The sequence below is a fragment of the Spiribacter vilamensis genome, from assembly GCF_004217415.1.
In the GTDB taxonomy this organism is placed as follows: domain Bacteria; phylum Pseudomonadota; class Gammaproteobacteria; order Nitrococcales; family Nitrococcaceae; genus Spiribacter; species Spiribacter vilamensis.
Map to the genome: position 1 here is coordinate 1,059,650 of NZ_SHLI01000001.1, position 25,463 is coordinate 1,085,112.

At 64.5% G+C, this 25,463-nt stretch carries 27 protein-coding genes; 6 read left to right on the forward strand and 21 right to left on the reverse strand.

The window, feature by feature from the left end; all coding sequences use genetic code 11:
- Positions 1 to 31: 31 nt before the first annotated feature.
- From EV698_RS05270 to EV698_RS05285, 4 genes are all read right to left on the reverse strand, one after another.
- Positions 32 to 1,204 (reverse strand): TRAP transporter substrate-binding protein, encoded by a 1,173-nt coding sequence (locus EV698_RS05270; protein WP_130503079.1) that lies wholly within the window; start codon positions 1,202 to 1,204, stop codon positions 32 to 34.
- A 221-nt stretch (positions 1,205 to 1,425) separates the two neighbouring features.
- Positions 1,426 to 2,985 (reverse strand): glycerol-3-phosphate dehydrogenase/oxidase, encoded by a 1,560-nt coding sequence (locus tag EV698_RS05275; RefSeq protein ID WP_130503080.1) that lies wholly within the window; start codon positions 2,983 to 2,985, stop codon positions 1,426 to 1,428.
- A gap of 65 nt (positions 2,986 to 3,050) precedes the next feature.
- Complete coding sequence (locus EV698_RS05280) at positions 3,051 to 3,620, reverse strand: pyridoxamine 5'-phosphate oxidase family protein (RefSeq protein ID WP_130503081.1); 570 nt, start codon at positions 3,618 to 3,620, stop codon at positions 3,051 to 3,053.
- Entirely contained in the window at positions 3,617 to 3,829 is a 213-nt protein-coding gene (locus tag EV698_RS05285) for a DUF2805 domain-containing protein (RefSeq protein WP_130503082.1), read from the reverse strand. The genes EV698_RS05280 and EV698_RS05285 overlap by 4 nt, the downstream gene beginning before the upstream one ends.
- A gap of 65 nt (positions 3,830 to 3,894) precedes the next feature.
- On the opposite strand from EV698_RS05285, the gene EV698_RS05290 reads away from it, so the two are divergent.
- Together EV698_RS05290 and ubiG are read left to right on the forward strand one after the other, a co-directional pair.
- Positions 3,895 to 4,716 carry a methyltransferase family protein gene (locus tag EV698_RS05290; protein WP_130503083.1) on the forward strand — a complete coding sequence of 274 codons (822 nt, stop codon included), beginning with the start codon at positions 3,895 to 3,897 and terminating at the stop codon, positions 4,714 to 4,716.
- On the forward strand, positions 4,706 to 5,407 hold the full coding sequence (ubiG, locus tag EV698_RS05295; RefSeq protein WP_130503084.1) for a bifunctional 2-polyprenyl-6-hydroxyphenol methylase/3-demethylubiquinol 3-O-methyltransferase UbiG: 702 nt from the start codon (positions 4,706 to 4,708) through the stop codon (positions 5,405 to 5,407). The genes EV698_RS05290 and ubiG overlap by 11 nt, the downstream gene beginning before the upstream one ends.
- Before the next feature lie 6 nt (positions 5,408 to 5,413).
- Here ubiG and EV698_RS05300 read toward each other — a convergent pair whose 3' ends face one another.
- The 5 genes from EV698_RS05300 to EV698_RS05320 all read right to left on the reverse strand — a co-directional run bounded on the left by EV698_RS05300 (position 5,414) and on the right by EV698_RS05320 (position 9,660).
- Complete coding sequence (locus EV698_RS05300; protein WP_130503085.1) at positions 5,414 to 6,487, reverse strand: ABC transporter substrate-binding protein; 1,074 nt, start codon at positions 6,485 to 6,487, stop codon at positions 5,414 to 5,416.
- Positions 6,484 to 7,284: an ABC transporter permease gene (locus EV698_RS05305; RefSeq protein WP_130503086.1), complete on the reverse strand. Its 801-nt coding sequence runs from the start codon at positions 7,282 to 7,284 to the stop codon at positions 6,484 to 6,486. Before EV698_RS05305 ends, EV698_RS05300 begins: the two co-directional genes overlap by 4 nt.
- Entirely contained in the window at positions 7,281 to 8,171 is an 891-nt protein-coding gene (locus EV698_RS05310) for an ABC transporter permease (protein ID WP_130503087.1), read from the reverse strand. The genes EV698_RS05305 and EV698_RS05310 overlap by 4 nt, the downstream gene beginning before the upstream one ends.
- Positions 8,172 to 8,182: 11 nt before the next feature.
- Positions 8,183 to 9,253 carry an ABC transporter ATP-binding protein gene (locus EV698_RS05315; RefSeq protein WP_130503088.1) on the reverse strand — a complete coding sequence of 357 codons (1,071 nt, stop codon included), beginning with the start codon at positions 9,251 to 9,253 and terminating at the stop codon, positions 8,183 to 8,185.
- 71 nt (positions 9,254 to 9,324) lie between these two features.
- Positions 9,325 to 9,660, reverse strand: a complete 336-nt coding sequence (locus EV698_RS05320; protein WP_130503089.1) for an ArsR/SmtB family transcription factor — start codon at positions 9,658 to 9,660, stop codon at positions 9,325 to 9,327.
- A 122-nt stretch (positions 9,661 to 9,782) separates the two neighbouring features.
- Here EV698_RS05320 and EV698_RS05325 point away from each other — a divergent pair, with 122 nt between their 5' ends.
- Genes EV698_RS05325 through EV698_RS05340 form a run of 4 tightly spaced genes read left to right on the forward strand, consistent with a single transcriptional unit; the run spans position 9,783 to position 14,667 of the window.
- On the forward strand, positions 9,783 to 12,344 hold the full coding sequence (locus EV698_RS05325; protein WP_130503090.1) for an efflux RND transporter permease subunit: 2,562 nt from the start codon (positions 9,783 to 9,785) through the stop codon (positions 12,342 to 12,344).
- Positions 12,341 to 13,138: an outer membrane lipoprotein-sorting protein gene (locus EV698_RS05330; protein WP_130503091.1), complete on the forward strand. Its 798-nt coding sequence runs from the start codon at positions 12,341 to 12,343 to the stop codon at positions 13,136 to 13,138. Before EV698_RS05325 ends, EV698_RS05330 begins: the two co-directional genes overlap by 4 nt.
- A gap of 5 nt (positions 13,139 to 13,143) precedes the next feature.
- Positions 13,144 to 14,439 (forward strand): hypothetical protein, encoded by a 1,296-nt coding sequence (locus EV698_RS05335; RefSeq protein WP_130503092.1) that lies wholly within the window; start codon positions 13,144 to 13,146, stop codon positions 14,437 to 14,439.
- Positions 14,440 to 14,451: 12 nt separating this feature from the next.
- On the forward strand, positions 14,452 to 14,667 hold the full coding sequence (locus tag EV698_RS05340; RefSeq protein WP_130503093.1) for a YgaP family membrane protein: 216 nt from the start codon (positions 14,452 to 14,454) through the stop codon (positions 14,665 to 14,667).
- A 14-nt stretch (positions 14,668 to 14,681) separates the two neighbouring features.
- Here EV698_RS05340 and galU read toward each other — a convergent pair whose 3' ends face one another.
- From galU to EV698_RS05400, 12 genes are all read right to left on the reverse strand, one after another.
- Positions 14,682 to 15,560 (reverse strand): UTP--glucose-1-phosphate uridylyltransferase GalU, encoded by an 879-nt coding sequence (galU, locus tag EV698_RS05345; protein WP_130503094.1) that lies wholly within the window; start codon positions 15,558 to 15,560, stop codon positions 14,682 to 14,684.
- Positions 15,561 to 15,678: 118 nt separating this feature from the next.
- A complete protein-coding gene (locus tag EV698_RS05350) occupies positions 15,679 to 15,945 on the reverse strand; it encodes a ComEA family DNA-binding protein (protein ID WP_130503095.1) in 267 nt (88 codons plus the stop codon).
- Positions 15,946 to 15,982: 37 nt separating this feature from the next.
- Positions 15,983 to 16,708, reverse strand: a complete 726-nt coding sequence (pyrF, locus tag EV698_RS05355) for an orotidine-5'-phosphate decarboxylase (RefSeq protein WP_130503096.1) — start codon at positions 16,706 to 16,708, stop codon at positions 15,983 to 15,985.
- Positions 16,705 to 17,874, reverse strand: coding sequence for a lipopolysaccharide assembly protein LapB (gene lapB / locus EV698_RS05360; RefSeq protein ID WP_130503097.1), 1,170 nt, complete (start codon positions 17,872 to 17,874; stop codon positions 16,705 to 16,707). The genes pyrF and lapB overlap by 4 nt, the downstream gene beginning before the upstream one ends.
- 2 nt (positions 17,875 to 17,876) lie before the next feature.
- The gene (locus EV698_RS05365; RefSeq protein ID WP_130503098.1) at positions 17,877 to 18,170 is read right to left on the reverse strand and encodes a lipopolysaccharide assembly protein LapA domain-containing protein; all 294 of its coding nucleotides are present in this window, start codon (positions 18,168 to 18,170) and stop codon (positions 17,877 to 17,879) included.
- Entirely contained in the window at positions 18,167 to 18,475 is a 309-nt protein-coding gene (locus EV698_RS05370; RefSeq protein ID WP_130503099.1) for an integration host factor subunit beta, read from the reverse strand. The genes EV698_RS05365 and EV698_RS05370 overlap by 4 nt, the downstream gene beginning before the upstream one ends.
- 74 nt (positions 18,476 to 18,549) lie before the next feature.
- The gene (rpsA, locus tag EV698_RS05375; RefSeq protein WP_130503100.1) at positions 18,550 to 20,232 is read right to left on the reverse strand and encodes a 30S ribosomal protein S1; all 1,683 of its coding nucleotides are present in this window, start codon (positions 20,230 to 20,232) and stop codon (positions 18,550 to 18,552) included.
- A gap of 76 nt (positions 20,233 to 20,308) precedes the next feature.
- Positions 20,309 to 20,989 carry a (d)CMP kinase gene (cmk, locus tag EV698_RS05380; protein WP_130503101.1) on the reverse strand — a complete coding sequence of 227 codons (681 nt, stop codon included), beginning with the start codon at positions 20,987 to 20,989 and terminating at the stop codon, positions 20,309 to 20,311.
- On the reverse strand, positions 20,986 to 22,305 hold the full coding sequence (gene aroA / locus EV698_RS05385; protein ID WP_130503102.1) for a 3-phosphoshikimate 1-carboxyvinyltransferase: 1,320 nt from the start codon (positions 22,303 to 22,305) through the stop codon (positions 20,986 to 20,988). Before aroA ends, cmk begins: the two co-directional genes overlap by 4 nt.
- Positions 22,305 to 23,189 (reverse strand): prephenate dehydrogenase, encoded by an 885-nt coding sequence (locus EV698_RS05390; RefSeq protein WP_130503103.1) that lies wholly within the window; start codon positions 23,187 to 23,189, stop codon positions 22,305 to 22,307. The genes aroA and EV698_RS05390 overlap by 1 nt, the downstream gene beginning before the upstream one ends.
- A 3-nt stretch (positions 23,190 to 23,192) precedes the next feature.
- The gene (pheA, locus tag EV698_RS05395; RefSeq protein WP_130503104.1) at positions 23,193 to 24,275 is read right to left on the reverse strand and encodes a prephenate dehydratase; all 1,083 of its coding nucleotides are present in this window, start codon (positions 24,273 to 24,275) and stop codon (positions 23,193 to 23,195) included.
- Between the two features lie 21 nt (positions 24,276 to 24,296).
- Positions 24,297 to 25,463 carry a phosphoglycerate dehydrogenase gene (locus EV698_RS05400; RefSeq protein WP_130503105.1) on the reverse strand — a complete coding sequence of 389 codons (1,167 nt, stop codon included), beginning with the start codon at positions 25,461 to 25,463 and terminating at the stop codon, positions 24,297 to 24,299.

Consider the following 25,463-nt stretch of genomic DNA (forward strand, 5'->3'; position numbering starts at 1 on the left):
CCGAGGCAGTCCGCCTGGCGAACTGGCCGCCTTACATGTTGAGCCGACCGGGGAAGAAGTGCTCGTAGGCGAGCTGCAGATCCGGCTGGTTCATGAGCTCGTAGAACACGGTACGCTCCACCCACTCTTTCTGGCTCTCCATCACGCGGCGCATGAAGCTGTCCTCTTCCAGCGTTGGAATCAGGGCGTCCCAGGCCTCGAGCTGAGCCGAGAGGATTTCATCAGAGGTCCGGTGCACGGTGACACCCGACTCGTCCTGCAGCGACTGGAGGTCGGACGAATAACGATCGAGTGCTGTCGCCGTATTTATCGTCGAGGTGGCCTCCACTGCGTGCAGGAGGATCGACTGCAGGTCGCTGTCGATGCTCTCGAGCATGTCGCGGTTGAATAACCACTCGAACGACTCGCTGGCCTGATGGTACGAGCCGAGGTAGTAGTTCTTGGCCACGTCCTGAGCGCCGAAGTCCTTATCGGAGGACGGATTATTGAACTCGAAGGCGTCAATGACACCGCGCTCCATGGCCGGGACGATTTCACCGCCGGGGAGCTGCGCGACCGACATACCCATTTCCTGGAGCAGATCCGCAGCAAGACCGACCGTGCGGTATTTGAGGCCCTGGATATCCGAGACGGCGGTAACGTCACTGTTCTTGAACCAGCCAAAGGGCTGCGACGGCATGGGGAAGCCGAAGTAGCCGACGACATTCAGGCCCATAATGTCCTGTGTCAGCTCGCGGTAGAGCTCACGGCCACCACCGGCGTACCACCAGGCCATCATGTTAGTGGCATCACCGCCCCAGACCGGACCGGTGCCGAACAGGGATGCCGCTTTGTTCTTGCCATACCAGTACACCGGCACGTCATGGCCGATATCGATAATGCCATCACTGACCGCATCGATCACCTGGAAAGCCTTTACAATGGCACCGGCGGGCAAAAGATCGATCTGGATGCGCCCTCCCGACATACTCTCGACCCGATCGACGTACTGACGGGCGAAATCATTCCAGATATTGCCGCCGCCCCAGGCTGTCTGCATCTTGAGGACAAGGGGTGCCTGCGCGTTGACATACGGCGCACCGAGCAGCGTTGTGCCGGCAGCGACACCACCGGCCGCGGCAAGACCGCCCTTCAGAAGTTTGCGCCGGGAACCGTCAGGCTGCTCAGAATCCCGCTTTGCGTTATTAACCGTGGAATCGGTCATCGGTTCTCTCCTCCGCTATTTTGACTTATGCGTCTCTCGGTGCACTCCCCGGCCTCGCTATTCGGAGGCGTACGTCGAGCACTGTTTTTTTCGTTCTGTTTTCACGTGATCGGTTTATCACAGGCTGTGCCAGGCCGGCAAACCATTTGTGTCGATGAGTACTAGATCGCCTTGAACTCTTTCTCACGAGTTTGACGACTCGTCCTGATTATCAAGAATGGTCAAGCCGTCTTTAGTGCGGCCTCGGCCTCGGAACGCAGCGCGTTGGTGCCCGCTGAATCAAGCATCCCGACGCGCATTCGCCGATAGAGGATATCGTCGACGTGGCACGCGCCCTCGTAATTGACCGCCCAGCCCAGCTCGGCCTGGATGTACGGCAGGTTGGCGACGAGCCGATCGGTCGTTCCCTGCTGCAGCACCACGTGCGCGCGATCGCCGTAGGCCTCCCACAGGTGTGCGGCGATATCGTCGGGCAGTCCCTCGATCGCGCCCTTCGCGGCCTGCTTATCGCCGTTGGCGCCCGGCAGGCGCAGATCGTACGTGCCACACGCACCGGCGTTGAGCTCGGGATTCGCCGCCGCCAGCTGATCCATCAGGTCTTCGGCCATGCGCCGCCAGGTGGTCCACTTACCGCCCGTCAGCGTCATCAGACCCTTTTCATTGAGAATGACGTGATCGCGACTGAGCTGCGACGTCGACTCGGCGCCGGGCTGACTCACCAGCGGCCTTAGCCCCGAGTAGGTGGCGCTGACCTCATCCCGGGTAAGCGATTCGTTAAGCCACCCGTTGACCTGCTCGATGATGTAATCGATTTCCTCGTCCGTGGCCGCCGGATCGTCGGTGAGCTCTGCCTTTTGATCCGTGGTGCCGACAATGGTCTTGCCGAGCCAGGGCAGGATGAAGAGCACGCGACCGTCGTCGGTCTCCGGCACCAGGATGCCGTGCCCCTCGGGCAGCATTTCCTTGTCGAAGGCCACATGGACGCCGCTGGATACGCTCATCAGGGACTCGGCATCGGGATCGGCCATGTGCCGGAGATGATCCGTCCACGGGCCGGTGCAATTGACCACGACCTTGGCGTTGATCGTCAGCGCCTCGCCGCCGATATGATCGGTACACCGGGCACCGCACACCCGGCCCTCGTCATCCTTCATGAGCTCGTCGACGCTGGTGTGATTGAGCACGCTGGCGCCCTGCTCGATGGCGGAGCGAACCATGGATATGCCGAAACGGGCGTCATCGAACTGGCCGTCCATGTAGCTGACACCACCCTTGAGCTGATCGAGCTTCAACGTGGGGCAGGCTCGCTGGATGGCCGCCTTGCTCTCGATGCCCGCCTTCCCCAGACGCTCGGAGCCGGAAAGCCGCTCGTAGAGCCATAGCCCGGCGTAGTAGTAGGGGATGCCCAGCCAACCCTTGACGGGCGTAATCAGCGTTAGCGGCCAGGCGAGGTGCGGCGCCATGTTGAGCATGCGTTTGCGCTCGGCCAGGGCTTCCTTGACGAGCTGATATTTGCCGATATCGAGCCCCTTGAACGCCTGCTCCAGATAGCGCACGCCGCCGTGGATCAACTTCGTCGAGCGGCTGGAGCTTCCAGCCATGAAATCCTGCCGATCCACCAGCGCGACCGTCAGGCCGCGGCTGAGTGCATCAAGGGCAACGCCCACACCACTCGCGCCGCCGCCGACAATCAGGACGTCGACATCCGCGGATTGCAAATTGGCGACGTGGGTCTGACGATCCCACGGCTCGAGGTAATCGGTAGTATCAGATTGTGTCAAAACGGAGATTCCTTCGCTTTTGTTATGGTCCAGGGCCGCATTGAATATGCGCAGTGATGAACAGCCTACGGCACCACCCACTGCCCGTTCCAGTCATCCACACGGCTGAACTGCGCGCGACGATGTCGGTGACCCAGATGCAGCACATCCATGCGCTGAATCACTAGTTCCAGTATCGCGAATGAACCGGAGTCGGGCTGGACGTCGTACGCAAGCGCCTCGGACACCGACTGCCCGGACGTTGGCGAGAAGCCGTAGCACTTCCTCGCATGCTCCGAGAGCTGCGCCCAGGTTGGCTCAATGGCGTTGCCGGTGTGGATCACGACTTCCCCCATCAGCCGCAGCTGCAAGTGAGCCGTGTTGTCCCAGACATGCACCGCCGCGTAAGGATGGGCACTGACCTCATCGACCTTATCCGCATAGCGATCCGTATAGACGCTTAAACTGGCCCGGTCCCGATCCGCGGCCCGCAACACCACCGTCCGCGCCTGTGGCATGCCCTCGCGGTCGACGGTCGCCAGCGTCGGGTGCCGTGCCGGTGCCCGGCGATCGGCAACACCCCGACCCAGGCGCTTCCAGGCCTGCTCCTGTAGCGTGTCAAGCGATCGGGCCCACTCGTGCAATTCGTCGGTCATTTATACGTCTCTCTGCGGTCGGTAAAGCGGCGCACCCGCCGGCGCCAGGCGCGGTAGCTGCCGGGCTTGAGTTCCTTTTTCATCAGCGCCTTGACCTCGTCGGGCCCCAGGCCGTGTAGCCACCGGATACTCTCGAACCGACAGTCGTCACTGAGTGCCATTTCAATGACCTCATGGGTCGTCGTATCGTCCAGTGGCTTTGCACGCATCGGAATCTTTCCCCGCTCCGGTCGTGTCATAGGTTTGATTCTAATTGTCACTGTGGAGTGATTGCATGCTCTCGGACCCGCGTGTCGCCGGAATGTTGCAGCTGATCAAGGCAGCCCTGCGCCCACCCGCCGGGGCCGGTCGCATCTCGCTGGCGCTAAGCATCGGTGCAGTGACCCACCTGCTATTTGCCGCCGGCGTCCTCGCGATGATCATCGCCATGTTCCACGGCATGAGCGTGAGCTTCGGCCAGGTCCCGCAGCCGTGGGCCTGGGCGGTGAACCTGCTGCTGATCATCCAGTTCCCGCTGGGCCACTCCCTGCTGCTGTCGCGGCGCGGCGGGCGATGGTTGTCGCGACTGGTGCCGGGGCCGCACGGCGGCCGGCTGGCCAGTACGACCTTCGCATTGATCGCCTCGATCCAGCTGCTGATCCTTTTCACGCTGTGGACGCCCTCCGGCATTATCTGGTGGCAGGCGGAAGGGACGATCTTCTGGGCAGTCTGCGGCGCCTACGCGCTGTCGTGGTTACTGCTCATGAAGGCGACCTTCGACGCCGGCCTCGAGGTCCAGTCCGGGGCACTGGGGTGGATGTCGCTACTGGCAAAGATCACGCCGCGCTTTCCGGACATGCCCACGCGGGGACTCTTCCGGCTCATCCGGCAGCCGATCTACGTCGCCTTCGCCCTGACGCTGTGGACAGTACCCGTCTGGACCCCCGATCAGTTGCTGCTGGCGGTCAGTTATACGGCATACTGCCTGCTGGCACCGCGCCTCAAGGAACGGCGTTTCAGCAGGCGCTACGGTGAGCGCTTTGCCCGCTACCGGGCCGCGGTTCCCTACGCCATCCCCGGAATTCGATCCGGTTCGGGAGACACGCATGCGGAATAATCTGGACATTTACGACGCGGTTGCCGATCGGTGGTGGTCGGACGACATCCGCTGGGTTCGAACGCTTAAAAACCTGGTCCCCGGGCGGCTCTCGTGGATGGATCGACAGTTCGACTGGGCCGATCAAACGGTGCTCGACCTCGGCTGTGCCGGTGGCTTCATGGCCGAAGCACTGGCCGACCGTGGCGCCCGTGTCACCGGCATCGATCCGGCCACCGAGGCGATCGAGGCGGCCCGGGCGCATGCCCGCGAAAACAACCGTTCGATCGATTACGATGTGGGCGTCGGCGAGTCACTGCCCTACTCTGACGGCCGTTACGACGCCGTGGTCTGCGTCGATGTGCTCGAGCATGTGCAGGATCTCGGGCAGGTGCTCGCGGAGGTATATCGGGTGTTGAAGCCGGGCGGCCGTTTCCTGTTCGACACCATCAATCGCAACGCCCTGGCACGGCTCGCGACCATCACGGTTGCCGAGGACATCCTGCGTCTGCTGCCGCGGGGGACACACGATCCGGCGCTTTTCATCCGGCCCGACGAGCTGCGGACGGCACTCGATAACGCCGGCCTGGTTGCAGGGCCCTTTACCGGCCTGGGTCCCCGCGGGATCAACCGCCGCGGGGACCTGACCTTTGGTCGCCTGCCGCTGACCGCCATCCTCTACATGGGCACGGCGGACAAGCCGGGCGACTAGACGGCGCTAGCGCGCCTCCACCTCGCGCCAGATCTGCTGGAGGAACTGCAGGTCGTCGCCCTCGAGGCTGGGCGTGAAGGTCAGCCGGTCCATTTCCTCATCGGTGGGCGTGACCGGCGGCTCCTGGAGCACCGCATCCAGCATGGGCAGAGAGGCGGCATTGGGGCTCGAGTAGTAGTTCCAGTTGGAGAGCTGCGCACCGATCTCCGCCTCGAGGATGTAGTTGATGAACGCATGCGCCAGCTCGGGGTTGGGGGCGTTGGCCGGGATCATCATGTTGTCCACCCACAGCTCGGCGCCCTCCTCGGGGATGACGTACTCGATGTCCTCGAAGCCCTCGGGGTCCTCGGTCTTGAAGAAGATGTAGTCACCGTTGAAGGTCATCCCGGCATCCACGGACCCGCGCACCAGCTGCTGCAGGATCGGCGTGCCCTGGATGAAGCCGGCGAAGTTGTCGCGCTGTTTCGCATCGAGGACCTGGCGGGCGGCGGACTCCAGCTCGTCACGACCGGTGCAGTCATAGCCGTGACCGAGATAGGCGCAGGCCGCACCGAGGCTGACCTGGGCATCCTCCGGCACCGCGAACGGCGCATCCGGATTGACCGCCGGGTCGAACAGCACCGACCAGCTGGTGGGGGCATCGCCGAGCGCCGACTGGTCGTAGACCAGACCGGTGGTCCCCCACTGGTAGGCGACGGAGTACTCGTTACCCGGATCGAAGGACGGGTCGAGGAAGGTGTCCATCAGGTTGTCGAGGTTGGGCAGCTGTTCGTGGTCCAGGGGCTGGACCAGCCCGCTGTTGATCAGCCGCGGGACGTAGTAGTTGGAGGGGACAATAACGTCGTACTGGCTGTCGCCGCCGGCCTGCAGCTTGGTGAACAGCTCACCGTTGGAGTTGAAGTAGTTGCGGACCACGTCCACGTCATGGCGGTCCTCGAACTGCTCGATAATGGCCGGATCCATGTACTGCGACCAGTTGAAAAGATAGAGGGTCTCGCCCTCGAACTGCGCGGCGGCCGGAGCCGCCGCACCGGCCAGGGTGAGGGCAAGCAGGCCCTTTCCGAGGTTGCGATGGGTCATGGTTGCGTACTCCCTTTGCGAGCGAAAAGACTGATAAGTGCGAAGATGAACACGCTGCCGATCATGAGCGTCGCGATGGCGTTCACCTCGGGGGTGACGCCCTTTTTGATGGCGCTCCAGATATAGATCGGCAGTGTCGTACTCTCGGGACCGGCGGTGAAAAAGCTGATCACGAAATCATCGATGGACAGCGTCAGCGCCAGCAGGAAGCTCGAGCCGATCGCCGGCCCGAGCACGGGCAGCAGGAAAAACCGCGCCCGCTGCCACGGCGAGGCGTAGAGATCCTGCGCCGCCTCGAACAGCTGCGGGTCGAGGGCGAGCAATCGCGCATTCACCAGCAGTGCGACGAACGGCACCTGGAAGGTGACATGCGCGATCACCATGGTCCCCAGCCCCGGCGCCAGGATGCCCAGGGTGCGATCGATGGCGATAAAGAAGATCATCTCGGCAATCCCGAAGATGATATCCGGCATGACCATGGGCAGATAAATCAGCCAGATCAACCAGCTGAGCCGCCGCAGGCGGTACCGGTAGAAACCGTAACCCAGCATCCCGCCGATGACGATGGCGATCAGCGACGAGGTGAGCGCAAGCACGACGGTGTTGAGCAGGGCATCGACGATCTCGTCGTTGCTGAACAGCTGTTCGTACCAGGTCAGCGAGAAGCCGGCGAAGCGCGCCGAGGAGTTGATGGCGTTGAACGAGAAGAACACCACCACAGCCAGTGGCGCGTAGAGGAAAACCAGCAACAGGTACCAGAACACGCGGAGCCCGTTGTTCAGTGCACCTCGCCTCACAGCAGCACCTCGCGGTCACCACCCAGCCGCCGGCCCAGATCGCGCAGCACTTTGAGCCCGAGGAGCGTGACGATGATCATGATGATCGCCCCGGCCGCCCCCAGCGGCCAGTTGCTCGCCTGAACGAACTGTCGCGCCACCAGGTTGCCGATCATGCTCGCCTTGCCACCCCCCAGCAGCTCGGTGACCACGTACATGCCGAATGCCGGGATCGCCACCAGCACGGTCCCGGCCATGAGCCCGGGCAGCGTCTGCGGGAAAACGGCATGCCGGAACACCCCCACCGGCGAGGCGAACAGATCGCGAGCGGCCTCCACCTGTTCGGTGTCGAGGCGCTCGAACGCGGCGTACAGCGGCAGCACCATGAACGGCAGGAAGTTGTAGACCAGGCCCACGATGACCGCGAACTGGGACGGGAACAGCCCCATCTGCGGCTCGGTGAGGCCAACCCAGACCGCGACGTCCGAGACCGGCGTGCCGGGCGCGAGGATATTCATCCACCCCACCGAGCGGATGACCTGGTTGGTCCACGACGGCACGACGATGGCGAGCAGCATCAGCGGACGCCAGCGCGCCGGTTGCCGGCTGATGATATACGCCGCCGGATAGGCGATCAGGATGACGATCGCGGTCGCCAGCAGGCTCTGCCAGACCGAGCGGATCAGGGTGTAGAGATTACCGGGGCTCCAGCCCAGAAAGCCGAACCCGGCGAGCTCGCGAAACGCCTGGAGGCTGACGGGCGGTGTTGGCAGGCCGTAGGGACCGTTACTGAGGAATGCCATCCCGACCAGGTAGGCACTGGGGAGGACCAGGAAGACGACGATGAAAAACACCCCGGGGGCGGTGGTGGCGAGCAGATAGCGAGTGTCGCGACGCAGGCTGGACAATCCGGTCGACCTCAGTCCGAAACGGTGGCCGTGCCGCGCGGCGACACCCCGATGCGGATGCTGTCACCCACCCCGTGCGCCGGCTGGCCGCGATTGACGCAGGTGACGAGCAGCCGCAGCCCCCTGCAGGCGAGGCGATACTCGGTGGTCTCGCCGCGGTAGAGGCGCTCCTCCACCGTTGCCTCGAACCGGTTCGCGGCCGTCTCGGCCTCGTCATCGAGCCGAATCGTCTCGGGGCGCAGGAGCAGGTGATCGCCGTCGCCGAACGTCCCCTCCAGCCGACCCAGCGCGGTATCCACCCCCGCCGCGTCGCGCCCGTGAATGGGAACGAAATTCTCGTGGCCCATGAAGCGGGCCACAAAGAGCCCTGCCGGGGCCTCGTAGATGGCATCCGGCGTGCCGACCTGGGCGATGCGCCCGGCGTTGAGCACCGCCATCCGATCGCTCATCACCATCGCCTCCTCCTGGTCATGGGTAACGAACACGAAGGTCATCCCCAGTTGCCGCTGGAGGCGTTTGAGCTCGAGCTGCAGTCGTCCGCGCAGATCGGCGTCCAGTGCCGACAGGGGCTCGTCGAGCAGGAGGACATCGGGCTCGTTGATCAACGCCCGCGCCAGGGCCACCCGCTGGCGCTGTCCGCCGGAGAGCTGGGCCACTTCGCGATCGAGCAGCGCGTCGATGCCGATCAGCTCGGCGATGCGGTGAATACGACGGGTGATATCGGCCGGATCGACACCCTGCATCTCGAGGCCAAAGCCGATATTGCGGCGCACATTGCGGTGCGGGAAGAGCGCGTACGACTGGAAGACGGTATTGACGCTGCGGCGATGCGGCGGCACTCCGTCCATGACCTGGCCGCCGATGGTGATCCGGCCGCTGTCGGGTTGCTCGAGCCCGGCGAGCAGGCGCAGCAGCGTGGTCTTCCCGCACCCGGAGGGTCCGAGCAGGGTAAAGAACTCTCCGGCTCCGACGTCGAGATCCACGGCATCAATAGCCCTGACATCGCGCTCGAATGACTTCGTCGCGGCATCAACGCGGATCGCGGACTCGGTTCGCGGTGAACCGTCGACATGATCGGCCATGCGCAACGTCCCTCGGCGGCTGCATTGCGTAGAACCCACCATTATACCGCAATTCGCGGCGATGTAACGGATCAGCGCGTTGGCAGACTCGCCTGCTCCCGGGCGAGGCGCTCGTGGGCACCGCTACAGACGATGTCGCAGAGCTCGAAAATGAACGGCGCGGTGATCTCGAAATAGGCCCGGTTACCCGCCTGTCGGCGCCCTACCAGGCCACTCGAGCGCAGCGTTGCGAGGTGCTTGGAAACGTTGGATGGACTCGCCCCCGTCATCGCCGCGATCTGCCCCACCGTCCGCTCGCCGGACTGCAGGCAGTGGAGGATGCCCAGACGCTGCGCATCGCCGAGGAGACGAAAGTAATGGGCGATCGATTCCATCGATTCGGGTTGCCCGGAGTCGGTGTCCGCCATCGAAGCGCTCCTGCGTTGCCGTGTTCTGAACCTTGAATCCATACCCTAACGGAATCCCGAGATGTTTACTATATGAGTGTATGAGCATATAGTTTCGCAACACTCACCCAACAGGAGCGGACATGGGCCGTCGGATCGCCAGCCTCGCCATGAACCACCCGCGCGCGGTCTTCCTTGCTACCCTGCTGCTGACGCTGGCGGGAACGGCGCTGATCCCGCTCATCCAGATCGATACCGATCCGGAGAACATGCTGCCGGTGGACCAGGAGGACCGGGTCCGCCACAACGCGATCAAGGAGCAGTTCAACCTCCACGACATGATCGTGGTCGGCGTGGTCAACGAGCGCGCCGGCTCCGGGGTATTCAACCCGCGGTCCCTGTCCGCCATTCATGCCCTCAGCAATGAGATCGCCGAAATCGACGGCGTGATCCGCCGTGATCTGCTCTCGCTGGCGACGGTGGACAACATCGAGCAGGACGGCCCGGGTACCATCCGCTTCGAGTGGATGATGAACAGCCCGCCGGAGACGCAGGCACAGGCCGACCGGATCCGCGAGGCGACACTCGACCTGCCCCTGTTCCGCGACACGCTGATCTCCAGCGATGGCGAGGCGACCGCGCTTTACGTCCCCATCGAGGCCAAGGACCAGAGCCATCGCATTGCCGGCGAGATCCGCACGGCGATCGACGCGCTCGACACCGACGACACCTTCCACATCACCGGTCTGCCGGTGGCCGAGGACACCTTCGGCGTCGAGATGTTTATCCAGATGGCCATCTCCGCACCGCTCGCCGCGCTGGTGATCTTTGCGCTGATGTGGTTTTTCTTCCGCTCGGTCACGCTGGTGGTCGCGCCCATGCTGATGGCCTTCGCCGTGGTGTTGACCACCATGGGGGCGCTGATCGGGATGGGCTTTACGGTCCATATCATGAGCTCGATGATCCCCATCTTCCTCATGCCCATCGCGGTGGTGGACTCGGTGCACATCATCTCCGAGTTCGCCGATCGCTATCGCCCCGAGCGCGGCGCCCGCGAGACCATGCAGGAGGTCATGGGGCATCTGTTCACGCCCATGCTCTATACCTCGATCACCTCGAGTATCGGCTTTGCATCGCTCGCGTTCACGCCGATTCCGCCGGTGCAGGTATTCGGTCTGTTCGTGGCCGCCGGGATCCTGCTCGCGTTCGTCCTCACGGTGATCTTTATCCCCGCCTACGCGGTGTTCCTGAAGCCCGAGCGGCTGCAGGCGATACAGGCATCCGGACGGGGCAGTGCACCGGCGCATACGCTCCTCGCCCGGGGACTGCAGGCGATCGGTGGATTCGCGGTCAACCAGGCCAAGCTGGTAGTGAGCGTGTTCGCCATCGCCATGGTCATCGGCTTCTATGGCATCAGCCAGATCACCGTCAATGACAATCCGATCCGCTGGTTCCAGTCCGATCACCCCATCCGGGTCGCCGACCGCGTGCTCAATGAGCATTTCGCCGGGACCTACAGCGCCTATCTGCGCCTTGAATCCGATGTCGCCGAGGATGCGCCGGCGCGGTATCGCGGGCAGGTCGAAGAACTGCTCGCCGAGGCCGATCGTAACGGCGTCGCCATCGCGGGCGACTGGGAGCAGATCCGGGAGGAGGCCTACGCGGAGACCGAGCGCTTCGACGCCGAGCTCGAGGCGCTGGGCTCAGCGGTCTCCGATCATCTGTTCGACGCCAGCGATGCAAGCCTGCCCTACTGGGAAGAGCTGCTCACGGTGATCGATCAGACCCGGGGTGACCTCAACTACTTCCAGCGCCCGGCGGTGCTCGACTATATGGCCGATTTCGAGGCCGCGCTCGTCGAGTCGGCGGAAGTCGGCAAGGTCAACAGTCTCACCGACCTGGTGCAGACCGTTCACCGCGAGCTGCGCAGCGGCGAGGACGCGGACTATCGCATCCCGGAATCCCGGCGGGCAGTGGCACAGACCATTCTGAGTTTCCAGGGCTCGCATCGACCGCATGATCTCTGGCGCATGGTCACGCCCGATTACCAGGCGGCGAACCTCTGGGTTCAGCTCACCAGTGGCGACAATCAGGACATGCAGGCGGTGGTCGAGCAGGCGCAGGCCTATGTCGACGCCAACCCGCTACCTGAAGGGGTGAGCATGAGCTGGGGCGGGCTCAACTACATCAACGTCGTCTGGCAGGACGCCATGGTCAAGGGTATGGCCCAGAGCCTGGCCATCGCCTGGGTGATGGTGGCGGCAATGATGCTGGTGCTGTTCCGCTCGCTGCGCTTCGGTCTGCTGGCAATGGTGCCGCTCACGGTCACGATCACCGTCATCTACGGCGTAATCGGACTGATCGGCAAGGCCTACGACATGCCCATTGCGGTCCTGTCGTCGCTCACGCTGGGCCTGTCGGTGGACTTCGCCATCCACTTCATCGAGCGCAGTCGCGAGTACTACCGGCAGACCGGCGACTTCGCGCAGAGCATGCGGCACATGTTCGGCGAGCCGGCACGGGCGATCAGCCGCAACGCCATCGTCATCGCCATCGGCTTTCTGCCGCTACTGGCGGCACCGCTGGTGCCCTACAACACCGTCGGTATTTTCCTCGCGAGCATCATGGCGGCCTCGGCACTGGCCTCGATCATCCTGCTGCCCGCGCTCATGAAACTCGGCCACACAACGGAGAACGCCTCATGAAAAACACACTCGGACTCACGCTATTGCTGACCGCAGGGCTTGCCGCCGGCGCGGCTTCGGCGCAGATGACCGATGCCACGGAGATCGTGGAAGCGGCCAACAAGGCCTCCTACTACGCCGGCGAAGACGGACGCTCGGCGGCACGCATGACCATCGTCCAGGGCGACGGCAGCCGTCAGCGTCGCCAGTTCACCCTGCTGCGGCAGGATGTCGCCGACGGCGGCGACCAGCGCTACCTGGTGGTCTTCAGCCGGCCGGCGGATATCCGCGGCACCGTCTTCCGCGTGGAAAAGCACGTTGGCGACTCGGATGATCGCTGGCTCTATCTGCCGGCCCTGGACCTGGTCAAGCGGATCGCCGCCGGTGACAAGCGCACCAGCTTCGTCGGCTCGCATTTCTACTACGAGGATATCTCCGGACGCGGCACCGAGGAGGATCGGCACACGCTGATCGAGACCACCGAGGACTACTACGTCATCGAGAGCACGCCGAAGGATCCGGATAACGTCGCCTTCGCCCGCTATCACACCCGGATCGACCGCGAGACCCTGCTGCCGATGCGTACCGAGTATCAGCGCGAGGACGGCGAGGTCTATCGGCGGATGACGGTCACCGAGGTGGAGACGATTGACGGTTACCCCACCGGCACAGAGGCGCGTATGGAGGATCTGGATAGCGGTGGCCACACCGTGACGCAGTTCCGTTTCTCCGAATACGACGTCGGTCTGCCGAGCCGGATCTTCAGCGAGCGTTCGCTGCGCAATCCGCCGCGTGACTGGCTGCGGCGGGAGTAAACGCGATGCGCTGGACCAGCATAGCCCTGACCCTTGCCATTGCCGGCATGCCCCTGGCGTCGGCGGTTGGCCAGTCGAGCGGTGACGACTGGGGCGACGATCCCTGGGCGCAGGAGCAGACCGGCTGGCAGTGGTACGGGTTTATCGAGGGAGCGGTCGCGCCGCGTCTGCAGAATGACCCGGCCGTGGACAACGACTACACCCTGGGCGAGACGAGGCTGCAGATCGAGGGTGAGCGCCAGTTCGGCGATTACACCGCGACGCTCAAAGCCGATGCCTGGCTGGATGGCGTTGAAGAAGGCGGTCGCGGCGATCTGCGCGAGGCAAACCTTGCCGGCCGCCTGACGCCGCAGACCGATATCCGTTTCGGCCGGCAGATCATCACCTGGGGAACCGGCGACCTGGTCTTCCTCAACGATCTCTTCCCGAAGGATTATGTCGCGTTTTTCAGTGGCCGCGGCGATGACTACCTGAAAGCACCCACCGATGCGGTGAAGCTCTCGTGGTTCGGCGACGTGAACGTTGATTTCGTCTGGATGCCACGCGCCACGCCCAACCGGTTCATCACCGGCGAGCGGCTCTCCTACTTCAGTCCGCAGGCGGGCCGGCGCGTGGCCGCACCGCCCGAGATCGATCCGCGAGACCGTGACCAGGTCGGCGAGGACAGCGAATTCGCGCTCCGCCTCTACCAGACGATTGATGGCGTCGAGTACGCCGGCTATGCCTATCACGGTTATGACAAGCAGCCGAGTGCGTTTGACAGGGACGCGGACGAGGCCTATTTCCCGCGGCTGTCATCGCTGGGAGCGAGTGTCCGCAGGCCATTGCTCGGAGGGATTGCCAACCTGGAGACGGCCTATTACCACGGCGAGGACGGCAACGGCCGGGATCCCGACCTCCCCAACGACCAGTGGCGCTGGCTGGGGGGCTACGAGCACGAGCCGTTTTCGGATATCACCCTGGGCTGGCAGTACTCGCTGGACTGGACGCAGGATCACGATGCCCTGATCGATGCCCTGCCGAATGGCCAGCGCCGCTACGCCCCGGACGAGTACCGGCATCTGCTGACGAACCGCGTCACCTGGCAGGGCCAGCGCCAGGACCTGACGCTGTCGCTGTTCACGTTCTATTCGCCCTCGGATGAAGACTACTATTTCCGGCCGCGGGCTACCTACCGGTTCGGTGACCGGCTGACCGGCACGGCCGGCGCCAACCTCTTCGGCGGGGAGGACGACTGGACGTTCCACACCCAGCTGGAAGACAACAGCAACGCGTATTTTCGACTTCGATACAGCTTCTAGGAGGATAGACCCATGACGGTAAACGAAGGCCTGCGGGCAATGGCCGGATTCTTCATCCTGCTGAGCGTTGCGCTCGGCAACTGGGTGCACCCGGCCTGGTATCTATTCACGGCGTTCGTCGGCGCAAACCTGCTGCAGTCCGCCTTCACCCGATGGTGCCCGGCAATGGCAATCCTCAGGCGGATCGGCCTGCGCGAGGAGGCGCCCCGGGAGAGCACCTCACACTGAATGGTCCCCGAGTCTCAGGCGTTGCGTTTGTCGAGGTAGTCGGCGAACGCATCGCCGAAGTCCGGGTGCTTGACCCCGTACTCCACGGTCGCCTGCAGGTAGCCCAGCTTGTCGCCACAGTCATAGCGGGTGCCTTCGAATTCGTAGGCGAGTACGGGTTCATCCGCCATCAGTGCACCAATCGCGTCCGTCAGCTGGATCTCGCCGCCGGCGCCGGGTGTCGTCTGCCGGAGCTTTGCGAAGATACTGCCGTTGAGGATATAGCGGCCGACCACACCGAGGTTGGAAGGCGCTTCATCGGGGTGGGGCTTCTCGACAATACTGTTGAGCCGTCCCAGGCGGGGCGTGATCGCCTCGGTATCCACCACACCGTAGCGGTCGGTGCGCTCGGGCGGTACCCGCTCCACGCCGAGGATGCTCGCCACCTGCTCGTCATAGCGGGCGACCATCTGCGCAAGGCAGCCGCCTTTTTCCTCGTCATCGATCAGATCGTCGGCAAGGATCACCGCAAACGGTTCATCGCCGACCACCGGTTCGGCGCAGAGCACCGCGTGGCCGAGGCCCAGCGCCTCGGATTGGCGGATGTAGATGCAGGCCACCTCCGGCGGCACGATATTCCGGACGGCCTCGAGGCGATCAAGCTTGCCGGACTGCTTCAGCTCGGTCTCGAGCTCGTAGGCCTTGTCGAAATGATCGGGGATGCTGCGCTTGTTACGCCCGTTGACGAAGATGAGGGTCTCGATGCCGGCCTTCACCGCCTCCTCGGCGGCATACTGGATGAGCGGTTTGTCCACCACCGGCAGCATTTCCTTGGGGTTGGCCTTGGTGGCCGGCAGGAACCGGGTCCCCAGACCCGCTACCGGGAACACCGCTTTGCGGATTTTTCTTGCCATCGGCCGTTACTCTCCCTGTTCAGCAATCATTATTCTTGCCGCAAGCGTAAACGAAGCCGGCGCACCTGTCAGGGGCGTGCCGGCTTGCGCGGGGTGAATCGTGAAGGGAGACGCGGTGCTATTCGATCGCGATCGTCTCGCGCATCCCATCCAGTGTCACCTCGCCGATACCATCGACGCGCGTCATCGCATCGATACGCTCGAACGGGCCGTTCCGTTCGCGATCCTCGATGATCGCCCTGGCCGTCGCGGGGCCAATGCCGTTGATCTGCTGGAGACGATCAACGCTCGCCTCGTTGACATTGATGGGGGCCTCGCTGGCAACCGCTGCACCGGCGACGAGACTGGTGGCCAGCAGGGTTCCGAGTTGGCGGGTAAAGGTCATGACACGCTCCTGTGCTTTGCAAATGACGTGTCAGAGCCTAGCGATCGGCAGCGGCCTGCATTGTGACGGCCATCTCATTCGCGATGGATTCGACCGCCCGGGCGGGATCGGCGGCGTTGGTAATCGGTCGGCCCACCACGAGATCCGTCGCCCCCGCACGCATGGCATCCGTCGGAGTCAGGATCCGACGCTGATCATCCGCCGCCGACCCTCGCGGACGAACCCCCGGGGTAACACGTCGGAACGCCTCGCCGGTTTGCGCACGCACCCGCGCCGCTTCCTGCCCCGAGCAGACCACACCATCCAGGCCCGCCGCGACCGCCAGGCCGGTCAGCCGCGTCACGGCCTCCGCCGGCGTCCCTTGCAGGCCGACGGCGTCGAGGCTTGCCTGGTCATGGCTGGTCAGCACCGTGACTGCGGTGAGCAGCGGGCGATGTGCTCCGCCCTCGTCAATCGCCGCCCGGGCGGCTGCGAGCATTGCGGGACCGCCAAGCGCGTGGACATTGACCATCCAGACCCCCAGGTCCGCGGCCGCCCGGCAGGCGCCGGCGACCGTATTGGGGATGTCGTGGAATTTGAGATCAAGGAAGACATCCCAGCCATCACGCACCCACCCCTCAACCAACGTGGGGCCCGCCCGCGTAAACAGCGCCTTGCCCACCTTGAGGCGGCAACTCCCGGGTTCGAGCGTATCCACCAGTCTTCGGGCGGCATCAGCGCTGTCGAAATCCAGCGCCACGATCAGATCAGGCGTCGAGTTCATTCCCCCTCCGGGCCGCGGCGCGGCTTGATGCTGGCCCAGGAGCGGCAACCTGGGCACTGCCAGTGGAGCTGGCGCCCCTCGAATCCGCATTCCACACAGCGATACGGCAATCGGTTCGCAAGCAGCGCCTGTAGAAGCTCGCGCAAAACCTGGAGGTCACGCTGTCGCCGTTGATCGGCATCACCGGCGTCGATATTCAGCTCGACCAGGCGATTGAGTCCGCGAACCGACGGTCGCGCCCGCAGCTGCGTGGCGAGGAATTCCACGGCGGACGACCGCCCCTCATCCGCTTCGATCAGTTCACTGAGTTTGATGATGACCGAGACGGCAGGCTGCCTCTCGAACAGGCGGTTGAGTTCCTGGCGAAACACCCGCCGCTCGTCGAGGGCCTGGTAGCCGGCCTCGAGGCGCGGGAGCATTTCCGGGACATAATCCGGATCCTGCACGCTGACCTGCTGGCATGCCTTGATGGCGGCTCGCCAGCGTCCCTCTTCCTGCTCCAGGTCGGATATGAGCAGCGACGCCCGCACGCAGTTACGATCGAAACCCATTGCCCGGCGCAGAACCTGTCGGATCTCCATCGGATCGGCATGCTGACGCCGCAACCGCTCGGCCTGCTCGCAGGCGAACTGCGCCATTTCCGTCTGCAGGTTACGGCCATCCGTTCGCTGCAGGCGCTGGGCGATATCGATCGCCGACTCCCATTCATTCTCCTGCTGATAGATATCGAGCAGGCACTGGAGTGCCGTCACACGGAAATCGGGAAATTCCACCGCCTCCAGGAACAGGGTCTCGGCACGATCGAGCAACCCGGCGGCCAGGTAGTCCCGCCCCAGCTCGAGAAGGGCGCCGGCCCGCTGGTCCGGGGCCAGCGAGGGGCGGGCAATGAGGTTTTGATGTATACGTACGGCGCGGTCGGCTTCACCACGGCGACGGAAAAGGTTGCCGAGGGTCAGATGGGTCTCGACGGTTTCGCTATCGACCTCGACCAATCGGGTAAAGACCTCGATCGCTCGGTCCGGCTGCTCGTTGAGGAGGTAATTGAGTCCCTGGAAATAATCGGCCGGCAGGCTCGGGGGGCTGGGACGAGAGGCTGTCGACTTCCGGCCGATCCACCAGCCGGAGAGGGCTGCCAGCGGAAGCAGCAGCCAGAGCAGTTGCCACATGATCAGCTATTGGTCCGGATCGGCAACTTTCTGAGTTCGGAGACTTCCTCGCGGGAGGACGCCGCTTCCCGCCGCAGGCGTTTGAGCTGCCAGCGCTGACGCGCGAGGATGCCGAGTGCGGAGGCGAGCCCCAGCAACACCCCGAGGGCAAGCGCGAGAACCAGCCAGAGTGAGATCGGCAGTGACAACTCGCCGATGTAGAAATCGAGGGTGATGGGGGCGGAATTCAGCATTGCGAAGCTGAGGCCAATGGCCACGACAACCAGTGCCAGTAACAGCACAATCAACCGCTTCATGAGCCCTCCGAAACCGCACTGCGGCCTTTTTCGTCGACCCGTTCGCGCATCTCCTTGCCCGGCTTGAAATGCGGGACGTATTTGCCAGGTAGGGATACCGGCTCGCCAGTCCGCGGATTTCTGCCGATACGGGGTGGCCGGTGGTGCAGCGCAAAGCTGCCAAACCCGCGAATCTCGATACGCTCGCCACCGGCAAGTGACTCGCTCATCTGCTCCAGCAGTGTCTTGACGGCGAGCTCCACGTCACGCTGCGCCAGCTGCTGCTGATTCGTCGCCATCCGGTCGATCAATTCCGATTTGGTCATGGGGTTTCAACCATCGCTACAGCCCTCGCGGGCCGGACGTCGATGCGCCCGGCCCGCGATCCTGAACAAAGGCCTCAGTTGTCGTCACCGCGATCGCCCATCTGCTCCTTGAGCAGATCGCCGAGCGTGGTCGTGCCGGCCGTACCGGTACTCCCGAAGCCCTCGAGCGCCTCGCGCTCGTCCGCCTGATCCTTGGCGCGGACCGACAGGCTGATCATGCGATTGCGCCGGTCGACCGCCATGACCTTGGCCTCGACCTCGTCGCCAACCGCGACCAGCGACCGCGCATCGTCGGTACGATCCCGGGCCAGATCGGCGGCGCGGACATAACCCTGCACCTCTTCGGCGAGATCCACGACCACGCCCTTGGCATCGACCTCGCTGGCCGTTCCGGTCACCACGGTGCCCTTCGGATGATTGGCCACCCACTCGGAGACCGGATCCTGCGCCAGCTGCTTGACGCCGAGACTGATGCGCTCGCGTTCCGGGTCGACGGACAGAACCACCGCCTCGACCTCTTCGCCCTTCTGGAAGTCGCGGATCGCCTCTTCGCCGGTGTCGCTCCAGGACAGATCCGACAAGTGCACCAGGCCGTCAATGCCGCCCTCGAGACCGACGAAGATCCCGAAGTCGGTGATCGACTTGATTGTCCCGGTCACCCGATCACCCTTGTTGCGGGTTGCAGCGAACTCATCCCACGGATTGGGCTGGCACTGCTTCATGCCCAGCGAGATGCGACGGCGTTCCTCGTCGATGTCGAGAATCATCACCTCGACCTCGTCGCCGACCGACACCACCTTCGCGGGATTGACGTTCTTGTTGGTCCAGTCCATCTCGGAGACGTGGACCAGTCCCTCGACGCCCTCCTCGATTTCGACGAAAGAGCCGTAATCGGTGATGTTCGTGACCTTGCCGACCACGCGGCTGCCTTCCGGGTAACGCCGGGCGATGGCCTCCCACGGATCTTCACCCAGCTGCTTGAGGCCGAGCGACACGCGGTTGCGCTCGCGATCGAACTTGAGAACCTTGACCTCGATCTCCTGGCCGACGTCGACCACCTCGGACGGGTGCTTGACGCGGCGCCAGGCCATATCGGTGATATGGAGCAGGCCATCGATACCACCCAGATCGACGAACGCGCCGTAATCGGTGAGGTTCTTGACGATGCCCTTGATCGACTGTCCTTCCTGCAGCTTCTCGAGCAGGGCCTCGCGCTCGGCGCTGTACTCCTCCTCGACCACGGCACGGCGCGACACCACCACGTTGTTGCGGCGGGCATCGAGCTTGATCACCTTGAACTCGAGATCCTTGCCCTCGAGGTAGGTCGTATCCCGGACCGGCCGGATATCCACGAGCGAGCCCGGCAGGAACGCACGGATATGGCCGAGATCGACCGTAAAGCCGCCCTTGACCTTGCCGCTGATCTGGCCGTTGACGGTCTCGCTGCCCTCGTAGGCGGTTTCGAGGACACGCCAGGCGCGGGCCCGCTTCGCCTTCTCGCGCGACAGTTTGGTCTCGCCACCACCGTCTTCGACCGCGTCGAGTGCGACTTCCACCTCGTCGCCGACGTTAACCTCGACGTCGCCATTGTCGTTGGTGAACTGGCGCAGCGGAATGACCGCCTCGGATTTCAGCCCGGCATTGACGACGACGTCTTCGCCATCGATCGCGACGACCTGGGCGGTGACAATGGAGCCCGGCCGCATGTCGGTCTGTACAAGGCTCTCTTCAAAAAGTTCTGCAAAGCTTTCGCTCATGGGATGATTTGATCCGGGATCGACAGGCCGATCCATTTGGTTGCTTTAAAAAACAGCGCCGCGCCTGCGGCACTCCCTAGCGGAGACAGGCGTTAACCTGCTCCATGACTGTTCCGATCACCGCCTCGATCGACTGCTCCGTCGTATCGATAGTGATCGCATCCCCTGCCGGTTTCAGCGGCGCGGTCTCGCGGCGTGAATCACGCTCGTCCCGTGCCCGCAATTCCTGCAGGAGGGAATCGAGGTTAGCAGTCACACCCTGCTCCATCAACTGCTTATGACGACGCCGGGCGCGTTCCTCGGCGCTGGCGGTGAGGAAAATCTTCACCGGTGCATCCGGGAATATCACGGTCCCCATGTCACGTCCGTCCGCGACCAGGCCCGGCGGCTGACGAAACGCCTGCTGCCGGGCTTTCAGCGCCTCACGGACGGCGGGATCGGCAGCGAGCACGGACGCGCGCTCGCCACAGGCCTCGTCGCGGATGGCCTTCGCCACCACTTCGCCCTCGAGCAGGGCCGCTCCGGCGTTATCGCCCTCGACCACGAAGTCGATATCCAGCAACCCGGCGCGCTCGGCAAGCCGCGCCGAATCCCCGGGATCGATCCCTTCCCGCAGCGAAGCCAGCGCCAGCAGCCGGTAAATCGCCCCGCTATCGAGCAGATGCCAGCCAAGCACCCGCGCCACCTCGCGCGCGATGGTCCCCTTGCCGGCACCGCCCGGCCCATCAATCGTCATCACCGCCGACTGCTCGCTCATCCCGCCTGCTCCTCGCTGCAAATCGCCAATCCAGCGCCATGCGCGAGCTCGACAAACCCCGGGAAGGAGGTGTCGACCTCGGCACAGCCATCGATCGTAATCGGGCCATCGGCTGCCAGTCCGGCCATGGCGAATGCCATGGCAATGCGATGATCTCCGTGGGCCGCCACCCTGCCGCCGCGAATCGGACCGCCGACAATGCGGATCCCGTCCGGCTGTGGCTCGGCCTGGATGCCGAGCGCCGCCAGGCCGTCGGCCATGACCGCGATACGATCGCTTTCCTTGACCCGCAGTTCCTCGGCGCCGCGCAACCTCGTCTCGCCCGTCGCGCAGGCCGCGGCGATGAACACCGCCGGAAACTCGTCAATGGCGAGGGGCACGAGCTCGGGCGGAATATCGATCCCGCGCAGCGCCGCCGGCTCCACACTGACTGTCCCGACCGGTTCGCCGGCGTCGGTCTCCTCCGCCTCGACATGGATCCGTGCCCCCATGCGCCGGAGGATGTCGATCACCCCGGTGCGCGTTGGATTGAGCCCGACATTGGTCAGGGTGACCGAACCGCCGCTGGCAATGGAGGCACCGACCAGGAAAAAGGCCGCCGAGGAGATATCACCGGGTACGACCACCGAGCCGCCGCGCATCGGCGCGTCACCCGACACGCTCACATGCGGCCCGTCGACCACGACATCGGCGCCGAACGCCCTGAGCATGCGCTCGGTGTGATCGCGGCTGACCGCGGGCTCGGTTACCCGGGTCCGGCCCTCGGCATAGAGCCCCGCGATCAAAAGCGCCGATTTGACCTGGGCGCTCGCCACCGGCATCACGTAATCGATACCCCGCAGCGCGGTCGACGGCTCGATCGACAGCGGCGCCGTCCCGTCGGGACCGGTGTGGATTGTCGCGCCCATCCGGCCGAGTGGATCGGTGACGCGGCGCATTGGCCGACGCATCAGTGAGGCATCTCCCACCAACCGGCTCCCAAACCATTGTCCTGCCAGCAGACCGCTGAAAAGCCGCATGGAGGTTCCGGAATTGCCGAGGTCGAGCGCCAATGGCGCGGGCCTGAGCCCGTAACGTCCCACCCCGTCAATGCTCAGGCGCCCGGCCTGCGGCCCCTCGATGGACACCCCCAGGGCCCGCATGGCGGCAAGGGTCGCCATGGCGTCATCGCCTTCGAGAAATCCACTGACCTCGGTCCGCCCCTCGGCAATGGACCCCAGCATCACCGCGCGATGCGAGATCGATTTGTCGCCCGGGACCCGGAGCGTGCCATTGAGGGTCCCCCCGGGCTCGATAATGAACCGCCGCTTATGCATCAGCGCTCGAATCCGTGTTTGTGGGCGTCCCGGGTCTGCTTGGCGCTGCGGAACACCGCCTCCAGACCGGTGCCATCGGAGGCCTCGACCTTTTCCGCGAGCTGTTCCAGATCGCGGCGGTATAGACTCAGCGCCTCGAGTACGGCCTCGCGATTCCCGAGGCAGATATCCCGCCACATCACCGGGTCGCTGGAGGCGATTCGGGTGAAATCGCGGAACCCGCCGGCGGCGTAACCGAGGATCTCTTCGTGATCGGGGTCCCGGGCGAGCATATCGACCAGCCCGAAGGCGAGTAGATGCGGCAGATGGGAGGTGATCGCCAGCATCCGGTCGTGATGGGCCACGGACATGGTCGTAACCTCGGCGCCGGCCTGCCGCCAGAGCCACTCCACCGCTTCCGTCGCCTCGACGCGGCCCGAGGCCAGCGGCGTGAGGATCACCCGGCGGCCGTCGAAGAGAGAGGGAAAGGCGGCCTCCACGCCGCTATGCTCGGTCCCGGCGATCGGATGCCCCGGAACGAAGCCGGGCGGTGCCGCGCCGAGGGCGGTTTCGACATCGTCGACGACACAGCGCTTGGCGCTGCCCACGTCGGTGATGACGAGATCGTCATGCAGGTGGGGGCGCAGGTCGCGCATCACACCGGCCGTGGCCCCCAGCGGGACGCCGAGGACGACAAGATCCGCGTCCTCGATGGCCTCGCCGGGATCGGTGGTGTAGCGATCGATTGCCCCCAGCGCCTGTGCGCGGGCCAAACGGTCGAGACCGCGTCCCAGACCGGTGATCGTCTCCACCGCCTCGGCGCGCTTGAGTGCCAGCCCCAGGGAGCCAGCGATCAGGCCGACTCCTACCAGGCAGATCCGTCGTGGCCGTGTATTCAAGCGCACGGCCTAGGCGATGGAACGGGGATAGGAACCCAGCACTTTGAGCAGACTGGCGAGTTTCTGCATTTCGCCGAGGGCGCGCTTGAGGTCCGGATCCTCGGCGTGTCCAAGGAGATCGACGAAGAAGACGTACTCCCACATCCCCTCCGGCGACGGGCGCGACTCCAGCCGCGTCATGTTCAGGCCGTAGCGCGCCAGTGGCGCGAGTAGCCCGGCCAGGCCGCCGGGGCGGTTTTCCCGTGCGATCACCAGCGAGGTCTTGTCCTCGCCGGTGGGCTCCGGGCTCTCGTGACCGAGCACAAGGAAACGGGTGGCATTGCGGGAACCGTCCTGCATTCCCGCCTGCATGACGGGTAGATCGTAGCGCTCGGCGGCGGCCTCGGAGGCGATCGCCGCGGCGGTCTCGTCGAGACTCGCGAGCCGCGCCGCCTCGGCGGTGCTGGCCACCGGGATCCGCTCGACACCGGGCAGGTGGTGGTCCACCCACGCCCGGCACTGCGCGAGCCCCTGGCTGTGTGAGTAGATCCGACGAATCGACGCAATCTCCGCCGCCCGGGTCGCAAGGCTGTGGACGACCGGCATCTCCACCTCGCCGACAATCTGCAAGGGCGAGGACAGCAGTCGGTCGAGCGTATGCGTGACCATCCCCTCGGTGGAATTCTCCACCGGCACAACGCCGTAGGCCGCCTCGCCCGATTCCACCTCGCGGAACACCGCATCGATGTTGTCGAGCGGACTGCTCTCGATCGCATGACCGAAATGCTTGAGCGCGGCCTCCTGCGTGAACGTCCCCTCGGGACCGAGGAACGCCACCGTCAATGGCCGCTGCAATGCCAGGCAGGCCGACATGATCTCGCGGAACAGCCGGGTCGCATCCGCGTCGCTGAGCGGCCCCGCGTTGACGTCACGAATCCGTCGCAGCACCTCGGCCTCGCGGGCCGGGCGGTAGTAATCGGTTGACTCGCCCGCCGCCTGCTTGGCGTGGGCGACCTCGGCCGCGGCGGACGCCCGTTCGTTGATCAGCGCAAGGATCTGGTCATCGATCCCGTCGATGCGCGCACGGATGCTTTTCAGGCTCTCGTCGTTCACGCCTGCCCCCCTTGTCTGTCGCTAGATAACCCGGACTTTGAGGACGCCTTCGATGCCCTCGAGCCGCTCGACCACCGCCGGCGGAATCGTGCCGTCCACGTCCGCCACGCTGTAGGCGAGCTCACCCCGCGACTTGTTGTACATGTCGTCGATATTCAATCCGGCCTCGGCGAGGGCGGAGGAGATCTGACCGAGCATGTTGGGCACGTTGGCGTTGACCACGGTGAGCCGGTCGCCGTCGGTATTCCGGGGCAGGATGAGCTCGGGGAAGTTGACCGAGTTGGTGACATTGCCCGTCTCGAGGAAATCACGGATCTCGTCGGCGGCCATGATCGCGCAGTTCTCCTGCGCCTCGTTGGTCGATGCACCGATATGCGGGAGCGCCACGACCTTACTGTTGCCTTTCAGCGCCGCCGCCGGGAAATCGCAGATATAGCTGCTGAGACGGCCCTCGTCGAGTGCCTTGATAATCGCGTCGTCATCGACCACGCCGGCACGGGCGAAGTTGAGCAGGACCTGCCCTTCGCGGGCGGCCGCCAGACGCGCGCCATTGATCATGCCGCGCGTCTCCTCGATCTCGGGCACATGCAGAGTAACCATGTCGGAGGCGGCCATGACCTCGTCAACCGTCTGCGCACGGGTAACGTTCGACTCCAGGTTCCAGGCGTTGCGCACCGTGATCTTCGGGTCATAGCCAATGACCTTCATACCCAGCCCCGCCGCGGCGTTGGCGATATTGACGCCGACGGCGCCGAGCCCGATAACCCCCAGCGTGCGGCCCGGCAGCTCGAAGCCGGTGAACTGCTTTTTGCCGGCCTCGGCTTCCTTGTTCATCGCCGCGTCATCACCCTCGAGCGACTCCGCAAACGCCCAGGCGGCGCAGACGTTCCGCGCGGCGAGGAACATACCGGCGAGGACCAGCTCCTTGACGGCGTTGGCATTCGCGCCGGGTGCGTTGAACACCGGGATACCGCGCGCGCTCATCGCGTCCACGGGCACGTTGTTGACCCCTGCGCCGGCACGCCCCACGGCCTTCAGCGTATCGGGCACGTCCCACTCATGGAGCTTGGCGGAGCGCAGCAGCACCGCATCAGGGTGCTGGATTTCCGAGGAGACCTCGAAGCGCTCACGCGGTAGCCGATCCAGGCCGCGGGAGGAAATATTGTCGAACGTCAGTACCTTGTACAT